We start from the raw sequence: 11,823 nt of genomic DNA, 5'->3' as shown, positions 1-11,823 counted from the left end.
ACAGATAGGATGCGCATTCTATTGTCGCCTGGTGCAGGAGTGGCGGCGGGCGCGAGCTGTGAGAGTGTGCGAGTGCGAGTTTTCGGACGATCAAGATGGCGGCGCAGCGGCGGCCCGGCTCGAGTGCGGCCCGAGGCGTTCCCGATCCCACGCGGTGCGGGCCGGGTGATGTGCGAGGTGCTCGACCCGGTCGGCCTGCCGATGCAGCGGGCCGAGGTCGCGCTCATCGGCGCGGACGGCCGCCCGGTGGCGCGCGGCACCAGCGATCCCTACGGGCAGTACCAGGCCACGGTGCCGCCCGGCGACTACCAGCTCGCGGTGACCGCCGACGGCTTCCAGCCACACCGCTCCCCCGTCCGCATCGACGAAAGCGGCTGCGCCGCCGCCGGCCCCATCCGGCTCGACGTCGCCCCGCCCTCGCCGCTGCCCGGCCCCGGCCGCTGGGACATCGACCCCGCCCACACCGCGATCCGCTTCATCGCCCGCCACATCGGCCTGGGCGACGTGCACGGTCGGTTCAACGCCTTCCAAGGCGCCATCTGGGTCGGCGATCCGCTGGCCACCTCCCAGCTGGAGGTCGTCATCGAGGCCGCCAGCATCGACACCGGCGTCAGGATGCGCGACGACCACCTGCGCTCCCCCGACTTCCTCGACGTCGACCACTACCCCACGCTCCGCTTCACCGGTGATCGCTTCACCCACCGCGGCGGCTCGCGCTGGTCGGTCGCGGGCGTGCTCGACCTGCACGGCGTCGCCAGGACCGTGCGGCTGGACGCCGTCTACCTCGGCAAGGGCACCGGCATGGAGGGCGAGGCCCGTGCCGCCTGCCGGGCCGGCACCGAGCTGCACCGCGAGGACTTCACCCTCAACTGGCGCAAGATGCTGGCGGCCGGCATCGCCGTCGTGGGCCCCACCATCCGCGTCGAGCTCGACATCCAGGCGGTCAAGTCCTCATAGCCCCTCCAACCCCTCCAGCCCCTCCAGTGGCTCGGCCTCCGCCAGCTCGTCCAGCAGGTCCGCCGCCCGCCGCACGTCGGCGTCCAGCGTCCGGTCCGGATCGATCGCCGGCACCAGCGCGCACAGCCGTTCCAGGAACGCCGCGCACCCCGGCGCCGTCGGCGTCGCGCCCCCGCGTGCGCGGCGGCGGCAGCGGTCAGCGAGGTGCCGTTGACCATGGCCAGCGCGTCGCGCCCGTCGAGCGACAGCGGCAGCGGCACGAGAGCCCGGCCCGCTTGAGCGCCTCGTCAGCCGGGAACGCCTCGCCCCCGACGTACGCCCGCCCGCGCCCGCGCAGCGCCTGCACGGCGTACCCCAGTGGTATCAGGTCGCCGCTGGCGCCGACGGAGCCGAACCTCGGCACGGCGGGCGTGAAGTCGGTGCCGACCTCCTGGGCGCCGCGCATGCCGCCGCGTTCGGCTGACCGCCGCTGGAGTAGTTCCTCCGCTGCGATCTCGCACGGCACGGGTCCGGGGATCTCCACATGAGCCGTTTCCAACCTCAGTTTGAGCTTGCCAGGTGGAGGGCGAGGATGGCTTTGACGAGGTTGGTGATGCGGGTGGTGCTGCACCGCAGCTTCCGCAGCAGCCGCCAGGACTTCAGCGTGACGACGGCCTGTTCGCCGAGTGCTCGTATCCTCGCGTGGGAGCGATTGTGGGCCTGCTGGCCGGTGGAGAGCGTCTCCCACCGGCCGCGGTAGGGGACGCGGAGCGTTCCACCAGCGACCTGGTACGCCTTGTCCGCCCAGCACGGGACGTCCTCGCTGGTCAGCGTGTCGATGATGCCGTGGGTGCGGGCCGCGCGGATGTCGTGGACCGCGCCGGGCAGCGCGGGTGAGGCCCACACGAGCCGGCCAGGTGCCGCAGGGATGAGCTGGACAGATCGATCCCGGATGGGTAGACAAGCACGACGAAGCTCCTGGTACAGCGAGTGATCTTGGTCGCGAACTCGTCTACCAGGAGCTTCACCACGTCGTGCAACCGGGGGCGGGCCCTCACCAACCAACGCTGCCCGTCAGCGGGTTGGAAACATCTCAGTGCCGGAGGTACGCTTCGACGCCCTCGCGCGTGCCGGGTCCGCCGTTGCCTTCATCACAGCCGTGACCACCGGCCAGCTCGGCCCCCGCTGACCACACGATCGGGGCGTACGGGACCACCACCCGGTCCCGTACGCAGGCTTGATCATGTTCCGTGGGTGTCCGGGTCGTTCGCTGATGGCCGGGGAGTCCACGAAAGAGAGGAACCCCGGCCGACGGGCGGCTGGGGTTCTTCAAGGCGGTGGGTATCGGTCAGCGGGTGACGTTGCCCACGGCGTAAACCGCTCGTCTACTCGTCGGTGGACCGCACCACATGGCGATCACCGTGGATCCGGCTGGTCATTGCTGCAGGGTAAGCAGGCCCGGCCGCCACGGCAGCATGCCGTAGTCAGTGTCCGGCGGTGTGCCGAGGGGCAGGCCCTGGTAGAGGAACTCCATGTTGCAGGGGTCGATGGTCTTGGTCTGGTCGGGGTTGTGGCGGACCAGGTCACCGTGGCTGATGTCGTTGGTCCAGGTGGCGCCGCTGTTGGCCTTGCCCGCGAAGGGGTTGTCCTCGGTGGCGGCCTGCGGGGTCCACTCACCGTCGAGGCTGGAGGCGGTGAAGGAGCGGAAGTAGCGCGCGCCGTTGCCTATCGCCTCGACGATCATGAGGTACTGGTCCTGGCCCTCGACCTTGTAGACCTCCACCCCCTCGAACAGATTCTCCCTGGTGTCGGTCATGATGGTCTCGTAGGAGGAGCCGAAGCTGCCGGGGAAGTCCCCGATCGGCATGCTGGACCGGTAGATGCTGCCGTTGTCGCCGGCGAAGAACATGTACATGTTCTCGTCGTCAGCGATCAGGCTCTGGTCGAGCGGGGCGCTGTCGGGGATGCTGCCGGTGAACAGCTCCTGGGGCTCGGACCAGCTGGTGGGGTCGGTGGGGTCGGTGGAGGTGCTGTAGAAGAAGGGCCACTGACCCCACTGGGACGCCATCACCCAGATGTCCTTGGGCGCGAAGTAGAACAGCGTGGGCGCCACCGTGCCCACGTTCATCTGGGTCTGGGGGGCCGAGGCCATGTCCGGCCAGTCCGTGAAGGGAGCGAAGCCCATCGAGTGGTACGCGCCGGACTCGTCGACGGTCGAGCCGTAGACCAGGTGCTGGCCGTTGTGGACGACACTGGTGAAGTCCTTCAGCGAGACCCACCCGTTGGCCGGCTGCGCCAGCGGCGCATCCGTCGAGGACCAGTTGTACGTCGATGGAAGAGAACACTGCTTGGTGTCGCTGGTGCCCGCCTGAGCCGTGTTGCCGACGAGCAACGCCGCCACCGCGACCAGGGCCGCGACCACGGCGGTGAGCATCGCGGACAGACGCCCGCGGCTGATTCTTCCTATTCGCATGGGGGGACTCCTAGTGCCTGACTGATTCCAGAGCAAGCGGTTCCGGTCGGCCTCGTTCCGCCAGAGGCTGTCCGGACTGTCGATGTGGTGCGCTACGTTTCAGCCCTTGATGGCGCCGATGAGCACTCCCTTCTTGAAGTGGCGCTGGACGAAGAGGGAGAGGACGGCGACGGGCAGCAGCGCGAGGATCATGACGGCGGCCTGCGCGGCGCGGCTAGGCACCTGCCGCTGGCGATCATCTCCGACATGCCGGCGGGCCGCTGGCGGCGTTACGACGATCTGGTAGAGCACGTTCCGCAGCGGCAGCTTCTCCAACCTCTCCGGCTGAGCCCGGAGCGTGGGTTCGGCATGACGTCAGCGACCCTCCATGGCTCTGCTTCATCGCAAAATCCAAGGTCCGTGATACGTAAGATGAATGATCGAAGCGCTTCGACGCCTGGCTGAGGTTAGGAGCCCTCAGCGGAGCGCACAAGCCTTGCGGCAGAAGTTCGAGGGGAATTGGCAACGTTACCGACGGGTTCCAGCGGGCACCGCAAGCCGTTGCCACGCGATCTCTTGACAGAAGCAGGACCCTGGCTGAGTATCGAAGCGCTTCGATGAGGGGGTGTTCCCCGCTACTGCGGGGAGCACCCACCGCTCCGCACCTTCGGCTCTCGGTCCCCCACGCGTGAGGAAGCTGATCTCGTATGTCCTGGCTCCAACAGCCCCACGGCCGCCGGAGAGTCATGGGGGCCAGCGCCGGCCTGGTCGCGGGAGGCTCGCTGCCGGCGATGGGCGTGATGCGCGCGGCGGCGGGCACGACGGCCCAGCAGGAGCAGTTCACCAACCCGGTGATCTGGCAGGATTTCGCCGACCTCGAGGTCATCCGCGTCGGCGACACGTACTACTACACCGGCTCGAACATGCACTACTCGCCGGGCGCGCCCGTCCTGCGCTCCTACGACCTGGTCAACTGGGAGTTCATCGGCCACTCGGTGCCGGTCCTCGACTTCGGCGACGCCTACGACCTCAACGGCGGACGGGCCTACGTCCAGGGCACCTACGCGTCCACGATGCGCCACCGCCCCAGCGACGAGACCTTCTACTGGGTGGGCCAGATCGGCTGGCAGCGGTCGTACGTCTACAGCGCCACCGACGCGGCGGGCCCCTGGACCCGGCACGCCGAGATCGGCAGCGTTTACTACGACGCGGGGCTGCTCTTCGACGACGACACCCCGTACGTGGCGTACGGCGCCAACGAGATCCATGTCGCGCAGCTCGCCCCGGACATGCTCACCGAGGTCAGGGACGAGCACGTGCTCACCAAGCCGGACGAGTTCGGCCTGATGGAGGGCTCCCGCTTCTACAAGATCAACGGGAACTACTACATCTTCGTCACCCGCCCGGCCAACGGCCAGTACGTCTGGAAGTCCACCTCAGGCCCCTTCGGCCCGTACGAGATGCGGGAGGTGCTGTGGGACCTGCCCGGCCCGATCCCCGGCGGCGGCGTACCGCACCAGGGCTCGCTGGTCGACACCCCGAACGGCGACTGGTACTACATGGGCTTCATCGACGCCTACCCCGGCGGCCGTGTCCCCGCCCTGGCCCCGGTCATCTGGAACGCCGAGGGCTGGCCCGAGCTCCAGACCGTCGACGGCGCGTGGGGCGGGACATACCCCTACCCGGTCACCCCGCACCCGCTCCCGCCGATGACCGGCGCCGACACCTTCGAGGGGACGGCGCTGGCGCCGTACTGGGAGTGGAACCACAACCCCGACACCGCCGCGTTCACCGTCGACAACGGGCTCACCCTCAGGACCGCCACCGTCACCGACGACCTCTACAGCGCCCGTAACACCCTCACCCGCCGCATCCAGGGCCCCACCTCCACCGCGACCGTCGTGCTCGAGTGCTCCGGGATGGCGGACGGCGACCGGGCCGGGCTGGCGATGCTGCGGGACTCCTCCGCCTGGATCGGCGTCACGCGGCAGGACGGCGTCAGCAGGCTGGTGATGTTCGACGGCCTGACCATGAACGCCGATTGGAGCACCAGCGGCACCGGCACCGAGCAGGCCGGCGCCGACCTCCCCGGCAGCCGCGTCTGGCTGCGCGCCGCCGCCGACATCAACCCGGGGCCGGGCCGCCAGGCGACGTTCTCCTTCAGCACCGACGGCACCACCTTCACCCCGCTCGGACCGGCCTTCACCATGAACGACGCGTGGGAGTTCTTCATGGGCTACCGCTTCGCCGTCTTCAACCACGCCACCCAGGCCCTCGGCGGCGAAGTGCTGGTGGAACGCTTCGAGGTGAGCACGCCCTGACCATCCGATGCAGTCCGGCCCTCAGCCGAACGGCGCGGTGCGCCACTCATCGATGGACGGTGCCAAGGCGTCAACTCCTTCTCAGCCGGGCCCGCATCATAGGCCCCGGCCACGACAACGGCCCAGGTCAGATGGCCTGGGCCGTCGCGCGTTCGCTCAGAAGGCGATCAGCAGGTGATCACGAGCCGATCAGGAGTTGATCTGCTCGGTCACCAGGTCCGAGAAGGTGGTCAGGCGGGTGTACACGCCCGGGTACCCCTCGCGGGCGCAGCCGTTGCCCCACGAGGTGATGCCGGCGAGGCGGCCGTTGATGACGAACGGGCCGCCGCTGTCGCCGGAGCAGGTGTCGACGCCGCCCTCGGGGAGGCCGGCGCAGACCATCGCGGTGCTGTTGAACAGGACCGGGTAGCTGTCCTTGCAGTCGGCGTTGGAGACGACGGGGACCAGCGCGGTGCGCAGGCGGTTGGAGGAGGGGCCGTTCTCACGGGTGGTGCCCCAGCCCAGGACGCGGGCGTCCGCGCCGACGGCGTACGGCTTGGCGGTCGCGGAGACGTACGGGATGGGCTCGTACGGCATGTCCTTCGCCAGCGTCAGCACCGCGACGTCGTTGCGGTACTTGTCCGGCATCCAGTTGGGGTGGATCCACGTGTCGGTGACCCGCCTGACGGTGCCGTCGCTGCCGTCGAGGTAGGTGCGTCCGCCGATGACGCGCGTCTCTTCGGCGCTGATCCAGTCCACGCAGTGCGCGGCGGTGACGACCTTGTTGGGCGCGACAAGGGTGCCGCCGCAGAACTGGCTCTGGGTGGAGTCCGTGATCTGCATCACGTACGGGTACCGGTCGGTGGTGGTGACGGTGCCGCCGACGATGCGGGTGGACGGGGAGTCAGCGGTTGCGGCCTGCGTGGCCAGGACGCCGGTGACGGCGATGGCCGCGGCGATCATGGCGAGCAGCGCCCGTATGCGGGTGCGTCGTCTCAACGAAAACACCATGCCTCTCTGGAGGAGTCGTCAATCGAACTCCTAGACGCTGGAGAGGCGTCAGGCGTTGCACGAAGTTGTGCTTTCTTGACCTCGGATGTCGCGGATGTTGATCGGCGGGCCTTTCGACCGCCTAGGGCGTGCGGCTCACGGTGCGCCCCAACGCCGCCGCCGCGCGGGCGAACCGGGTCGCGTCGGCGACGGCGGCGCCGCCCGTGTCGTTGTTGAGGTACACGTACACGTCGTCCTCGTCGCCCCAGGCGTCCGCCACGCGCCGCGCCCAGGAGGCCAGCGCCTGGCAGCCGTAGCGCGGAGGCGGCTGGGCCGCGCCGCCGTGGAGGCGGACGTAGCCCCAGGGCGCGGTGCGCCACAGCGGCGTGACCGGGCGGGACCACCGGTCGGCCCAGCACAGCGCGGCCCCGCTCCGCTCCAGCGCGGCCCGCAGCTCGCGCTCCGCCTCCCACCACGAGGGGTGGCGGAGCTCGACGGCGACGCGGACCGCGCGGGGGAAGCGGCGCAGGCAGGCGTCCAGGCGGGCGATGGTGTCGGCGTCCGCGTGGAAGGTGGCGGGGAGTTGGAGGAGCACGGGCCCCATGCGTTCGCCCAGGCCCGCCGCCCGGTCCATCAGGCGGGCCACGGGCTCGGCCGGGTCGCGCAGCCGCTTGATGTGCGTGAGGAAGCGGCTCGCCTTGACCGCCATGACGAAGCCCGGCGGCGTCCGCTCCCGCCAGGAGGCGAAGACCTCGGCCGTGGGCAGCCGGTAGAAGGCGTTGTTGTTCTCCACGGTGGCGAAGCGCCGGGCGTAGTCCTCCAGCCACAGCCGCTGCGGCTGGTCAGGCGGGTAGAGAACGCCGCGCCAGTCCGCGTACTGCCATCCCGACGTGCCGACGAGCAGGGGCATGCCTCCACGGTGCCCCCGGGCTCAGCCGTCGGCCAGCCGGCGTACGGCGTCGGCGGCCCGGCCGGCGACCTCCTCGGACGGCGCGTCGATGTCGACCACGGCGCCGCGCTCGTCCTCGGCGAGCGGCTGGAGCGCGGCGAGCTGCGAGTCGAGCAGGGCCAGGGGCATGAAGTGGTCCTTGCGGGCGGCCATCCGGCCGGCGATCAGCTCCCGGGAGCCGCTGAGGTGGACGAAGACCAGCCCGGGGGCCGCCGCCCGCAGCCGGTCCCGGTACGCCCGCTTCAGCGCCGAGCAGCTCACCACGCCGCCGCCGCCGGTCCCGGCGCGCTCGTGGGCCCAGGCTCCTATGGCGTCGAGCCAGGGCGCGCGGTCGGCGTCGTCGAGCGGCTTGCCGGCGGACATCTTGGCGATGTTCGCCGGAGGATGGAAGTCGTCGGCGTCGGCGTAGGGAACGCCGAGCAGCTCGGCGAGCCGGGTGCCGACGGTGGTCTTGCCCGATCCGGACACGCCCATGATGACCACGACGGGGGGCTGTTGCACGGCGTTGTCTCCTTGTCCCTGTTCCTGGGTCTTGTTCCTGGTCTGGATCCCTGGACCGACGCATTAACGTACGACAGGTTTTAGGGGTCTGGCGGTGCGGGTGCTGGAGTCGATGCGCCTGGTGGCGTCCCGGCGGGAAGGGTGGGACGTCTTCGACCCGCAGGTCATCCGCTGGCGCATGGCGGGCAGCGACCGCCCCCGCCAGCTCCGCTCGCTGACGGTGCTGCGCAGCGCCATCGAGCCGGTCGCCGCCGCACTCGCCGCGCGGCAGGCCACCGGCGAGCAGTGCGCGGACCTCCTAAGCGCTCCGACGTGAGCTCGCGCTCGATGCGGTGCCGCAGCTCTCCGGCCAGGGCGGTCAGCCGGGCGCTGGCGGTCGCGTGCGGCGCCTCGGGGTCGCGCACGCGCCGGGCGGAGGGCGGGAGGGCGTCCAGGTCGCCGGCGAAGCGGCGCCGGGCCCGGGCGAGGGTGTCCGGCGGCCCGGTGCGGCGGCCCCCGGCCATCACCGTGCGCAGCAGCGGCTCGCCGTCCCCCGGCGGGTCCTCGCCGCGCAGGCCCAGCACGTCGGCGTACCCCGGCCGCCGCCACACCTGCTTGCCACCCGGTGCGGTCACCTTCGCCGAGGACAGCTTCATCACCGGCCTGCCCTCGTACGCCACGAGCTTGTACGCCGAGTCCAGGAACGGCGCGTCCGCCGCGACGCCGACGCGCGTGCCGACGGCGAAGACGTCGACCGGCGCGCCGGAGCGCACCAGCTCCTCGACGGCGTACTCGTCGAGCCCGCCGCTGGCGACGATCCGCACGCCCGGGAGCCCGGCGTCGTCCAGGATCCGCCGCGCGCGCCGGGCCAGCGTGCCCAGGTCGCCGCTGTCGATCCGGATGCCGCAGCCCCCCGGGTCCCGGCCGAGCTCACGCAGCACGCGGGCGGCCGTCGCCGTGCCCGCCTCGGTGTCGTAGGTGTCGACGAGGAAGGTGACCGGGCCGGGGTGGGCGCGGGCGAACGCCCGGAAGGCGGTCTCCTCGTCGGCGAACGCCTCGATGTAGGAGTGCGCCATCGTGCCGGTCGCGGTCAGGCCGTACGCCGACGCCGCGGCGACGTTGCTGGTGGCGGCGAAGCCGACCATGCCGCCCAGGCGCGCGGCGTGCAGCCCGGCCTGCGGGCCGTGCGTGCGGCGCAGCGAGAAGTCGACGACCGGGCGGCCGTCGGCGGCCAGCACGCAGCGCGCCGCCTTGGAGGCCACGGCGGTCTGGTGGCTGAGCTGGTTGAGGAGGAAGGTCTCGACGAGCTGGGCCTGCGGCAGGGGGGCGGTCACCTCCAGCAGCGGCTCGCCCGCCAGCACGATGCGGCCCTCAGGCACCGCCCGCACGTCACCGGTGAACGCCATGCCACGCAGCGGGGCGAGGTCGCCGACGGGGCGGCCGAGGGCGGCGGCGAACGCCTCGGCGTCCTCCTCGCGCACCCGGAACCGCTCCAGGTAGTCGAGCGCGGGTTCGAGCCCGGCCGCCACGAGGAAGCCGCGCCCGGGCGGCAGGCCGCGGACGAAGAGGCTGAAGGTGGCGGGTCCCGTCATGCCCTCGTGCAGGTAGGACAGGGCCATCGTGACCTCGTAGAGGTCCGTGGTCGTCGTCTCCGTCGCGCCCCTCGGGCCTGTCACGCCCCTCGCGCCCGTCACGCCTGTCGTCCCCACACTCCCCACCGTCGCACCCCTCGGGGCCGAGGGCCATTCGGCTGGCCGGTCCCGGCTGGCAGGGCCGCGCGCGGCGGTCTAGACAGGAAAACATGAAGGCGCTGGTCTTCTACGGGCCTGGCCAGCCGGTGTGGGAGGACGTCGCCGATCCCCGCCTGCTGGAGCCGGGCGACGCCATCGTGCGCGTCGACGCCACGACCATCTGCGGGACGGACCTGCGCATCCTGCGCGGCGACCTGCCGAAGGTCGCGCCGGGCACGGTCCTCGGACACGAGGCCGTCGGCAGCGTCGTCGAGGCCGGACCCGAGGTGCGGGCGGTGCGGCCCGGTGACCGCGTCGTGGTGTCGTGCGTCTCGGCGTGCGGGCGCTGCCGCTACTGCCGGCGCGGCGCGTACGGCCAGTGCGCCGGCGGGGGCGGCTGGCTCCTTGGCCGCCTCATCAACGGCACGCAGGCCGAGTACGTGCGCGTGCCCTTCGCCGACACCTCCACCCACCGCCTGCCCGGGGGCGGAGAGGCGCTGGCCGACGCGGACGCCGTGCTGCTGGCCGACGTGCTGCCCACGGCGTACGAGGTGGGGGTCCTGGGCGGCCGCGTCACCCCCGGCGACACGGTGGTGGTCGTCGGCGCCGGGCCGGTCGGGCTCGCCGCGGTCGCCACGGCCCGGCTCTTCTCGCCCCGCCGGATCGTCGTCCTCGACCCGGCCGCCGACCGCCTGGAGGTGGCACGCGCGCTCGGCGCCGACATCATCGGCGACCCGGGCGAGCAGCCCGAGGCCCTGGTCGGGGACCTCACCGGCGGGGCGGGCGCGGAGGTGGTCATCGAGGCGGCCGGGCGGCCGGAGACGTTCGAGCTGTGCACGCGCCTGGTGGGGCCGGGCGGGCGGCTGGCGAACACCGGCGTTCACAACGCCCCCGCGACGCTCCCCCTCCAGGAGCTGTGGTCGAAGAACGTCACGATCACCACCGGCCTGGTGGACACCCGCACCACCCCCACCCTGCTCTCCCTGCTGGCCGCCGGGCGGCTCTCGCCGTCCGCGCTGGTCACGCACGACTTTCCGCTGGAGGAGGTGGCGACGGCGTACCGCGTCGTCGCCGCGCCCGCCGAGACGGGAGCGCTGAAGGTGGTGCTGGCCGCCGGACCGGCCGAGGAGCGCTCCCTCGTGCGGACGGCGGCGGCGGCATGACGCGCCCCGTCGTCGCGGGCGTCGACCGCTCGGCCGAGGCAGCGGCGGCGGCGGAGTGGGCCGCGGCCGAGGCGGTGCGCCGCACCGCCCCGCTGCGGCTGGTCAGCGCGGTGCCCGAGGACACCGGCGGGGCCGGGGACGCCGGCGAGGCCGGGGAGCTGAGCCGTTCGGCGGAGCGGCTGCTGACGCGGACCCGCGACGATCTGCTGGACCGCCACCGCGAGCTGGCGGTCCAGGGCGTGGTGGCGTTCGGCGCCCCCGCCGCCGCGCTGCTGGACGCCTCCGGCCAGGCCGAGCTGATCGTGCTGGGCTCGCGGGGCCTCGGGACGCTCGCCGGCTTCCTGCTCGGCTCGGTCAGCGCGCCGGTCGTCGCGCGCGCCGCGTGCCCCGTCGTCGTCGTGCGGACGCGGGAATTCGCGGAGGGAGGGGAGGAGGAGCGGGAGGTGGTCGTGGGGCTCAAACGCCTCCGGGAGCCGGACGCCGAGGTGCTGGACTTCGCCTTCGGCGCGGCGAGGCGGCAGCGGCTGGCCCTCCGCGTGGTCCACGCCTGGCGGGGCGGCCCGCCGCCGCCGACGCTCGCCGACGCGCTGCGCCCCTGGCGCTCCCGCCACCCCGACGTGCGGGTCGGCCTCACCCTCCTCCAGGGCAACGCCGCGAAGGCGCTGCTCGACGCCTCCGGCCGGGCCGCGCTGGTCGTCGCCGGACGCGGCACGAGGGCCGTGGTCCACGCGCTGCTCCACCACTGCGCGGCGCCCGTCGCCGTCGTGCCGCGCCCGTAGCCGGTGCACCACGGGCGGCGTGCCGGGCGCGCTCGACCCCTCGA

9 protein-coding genes and 4 pseudogenes are annotated in these 11,823 nt (G+C 72.3%); 5 read left to right on the top strand and 8 right to left on the bottom strand.

What is annotated here, in order from left to right:
* Nucleotides 1–168: 168 nt before the first annotated feature.
* Complete coding sequence (locus ACTWQH_RS02690; RefSeq protein ID WP_443284626.1) at nucleotides 169–957, top strand: YceI family protein; 789 nt, start codon at nucleotides 169–171, stop codon at nucleotides 955–957.
* Between the two features lie 196 nt (nucleotides 958–1,153).
* Here the strand turns inward: ACTWQH_RS02690 and ACTWQH_RS02685 are convergent, their stop codons facing one another.
* The 4 genes and pseudogenes from ACTWQH_RS02685 to ACTWQH_RS02670 all read right to left on the bottom strand — a co-directional run.
* Nucleotides 1,154–1,462 carry an aromatic amino acid lyase gene (locus tag ACTWQH_RS02685; protein ID WP_443284625.1) on the bottom strand — a complete coding sequence of 103 codons (309 nt, stop codon included), beginning with the start codon at nucleotides 1,460–1,462 and terminating at the stop codon, nucleotides 1,154–1,156.
* A 35-nt stretch (nucleotides 1,463–1,497) separates the two neighbouring features.
* Nucleotides 1,498–1,878, bottom strand: a pseudogene (locus tag ACTWQH_RS02680) (transposase family protein); the annotation flags it as partial.
* Between the two features lie 493 nt (nucleotides 1,879–2,371).
* A complete protein-coding gene (locus tag ACTWQH_RS02675) occupies nucleotides 2,372–3,493 on the bottom strand; it encodes a non-reducing end alpha-L-arabinofuranosidase family hydrolase (RefSeq protein ID WP_443284696.1) in 1,122 nt (373 codons plus the stop codon).
* A 15-nt stretch (nucleotides 3,494–3,508) separates the two neighbouring features.
* A pseudogene (locus ACTWQH_RS02670) lies at nucleotides 3,509–3,619 on the bottom strand (carbohydrate ABC transporter permease); the annotation flags it as partial.
* Nucleotides 3,620–4,095: 476 nt separating this feature from the next.
* Between ACTWQH_RS02670 and ACTWQH_RS02665 the strand changes: the two are divergent.
* Nucleotides 4,096–5,709, top strand: coding sequence for a glycoside hydrolase family 43 protein (locus ACTWQH_RS02665; RefSeq protein WP_443284624.1), 1,614 nt, complete (start codon nucleotides 4,096–4,098; stop codon nucleotides 5,707–5,709).
* A 189-nt stretch (nucleotides 5,710–5,898) separates the two neighbouring features.
* Here the strand turns inward: ACTWQH_RS02665 and ACTWQH_RS02660 are convergent, their stop codons facing one another.
* The 3 genes from ACTWQH_RS02660 to ACTWQH_RS02650 form a co-directional block, all read right to left on the bottom strand.
* Nucleotides 5,899–6,696 carry a S1 family peptidase gene (locus tag ACTWQH_RS02660; protein WP_443284695.1) on the bottom strand — a complete coding sequence of 266 codons (798 nt, stop codon included), beginning with the start codon at nucleotides 6,694–6,696 and terminating at the stop codon, nucleotides 5,899–5,901.
* Nucleotides 6,697–6,820: 124 nt separating this feature from the next.
* A complete protein-coding gene (locus tag ACTWQH_RS02655) occupies nucleotides 6,821–7,588 on the bottom strand; it encodes a DUF72 domain-containing protein (protein WP_443284623.1) in 768 nt (255 codons plus the stop codon).
* A 21-nt stretch (nucleotides 7,589–7,609) separates the two neighbouring features.
* Nucleotides 7,610–8,128 carry a gluconokinase gene (locus ACTWQH_RS02650; protein WP_443284622.1) on the bottom strand — a complete coding sequence of 173 codons (519 nt, stop codon included), beginning with the start codon at nucleotides 8,126–8,128 and terminating at the stop codon, nucleotides 7,610–7,612.
* Nucleotides 8,129–8,222: 94 nt separating this feature from the next.
* Here ACTWQH_RS02650 and ACTWQH_RS02645 point away from each other — a divergent pair.
* Nucleotides 8,223–8,426 (top strand): annotated as a pseudogene (locus tag ACTWQH_RS02645) (GntR family transcriptional regulator); the annotation flags it as partial.
* A 10-nt stretch (nucleotides 8,427–8,436) separates the two neighbouring features.
* On the opposite strand, the pseudogene ACTWQH_RS02640 reads toward ACTWQH_RS02645, so the two are convergent.
* Nucleotides 8,437–9,783: pseudogene (locus ACTWQH_RS02640) on the bottom strand (nicotinate phosphoribosyltransferase); the annotation flags it as partial.
* Between the two features lie 125 nt (nucleotides 9,784–9,908).
* Between ACTWQH_RS02640 and ACTWQH_RS02635 the strand changes: the two are divergent.
* Nucleotides 9,909–11,000, top strand: coding sequence for an alcohol dehydrogenase catalytic domain-containing protein (locus ACTWQH_RS02635; protein WP_443284621.1), 1,092 nt, complete (start codon nucleotides 9,909–9,911; stop codon nucleotides 10,998–11,000).
* A complete protein-coding gene (locus ACTWQH_RS02630; protein ID WP_443284620.1) occupies nucleotides 10,997–11,779 on the top strand; it encodes a universal stress protein in 783 nt (260 codons plus the stop codon). The genes ACTWQH_RS02635 and ACTWQH_RS02630 overlap by 4 nt, the downstream gene beginning before the upstream one ends.
* Nucleotides 11,780–11,823 lie beyond the last annotated feature (44 nt).

The organism is Streptomyces sp. 6N223, from assembly GCF_052246635.1.
GTDB lineage: Bacteria > Actinomycetota > Actinomycetes > Streptomycetales > Streptomycetaceae > Streptomyces.
The sequence above is the reverse complement of the archived record's forward strand: the minus strand, read 5'-3'. Positions and strand labels throughout refer to the sequence as shown.

Coding starts and splice junctions, on each gene's coding strand:
- ACTWQH_RS02690 (WP_443284626.1), top strand. CDS start 169: ATGTGCGAGGTGCTCGACCCGGTCGGCCTGCCGATGCAGCGGGCCGAG.
- ACTWQH_RS02635 (WP_443284621.1), top strand. CDS start 9,909: ATGAAGGCGCTGGTCTTCTACGGGCCTGGCCAGCCGGTGTGGGAGGAC.
- ACTWQH_RS02630 (WP_443284620.1), top strand. CDS start 10,997: ATGACGCGCCCCGTCGTCGCGGGCGTCGACCGCTCGGCCGAGGCAGCG.
- ACTWQH_RS02665 (WP_443284624.1), top strand. CDS start 4,096: ATGTCCTGGCTCCAACAGCCCCACGGCCGCCGGAGAGTCATGGGGGCC.
- ACTWQH_RS02655 (WP_443284623.1), bottom strand. CDS start 7,588: ATGCCCCTGCTCGTCGGCACGTCGGGATGGCAGTACGCGGACTGGCGC.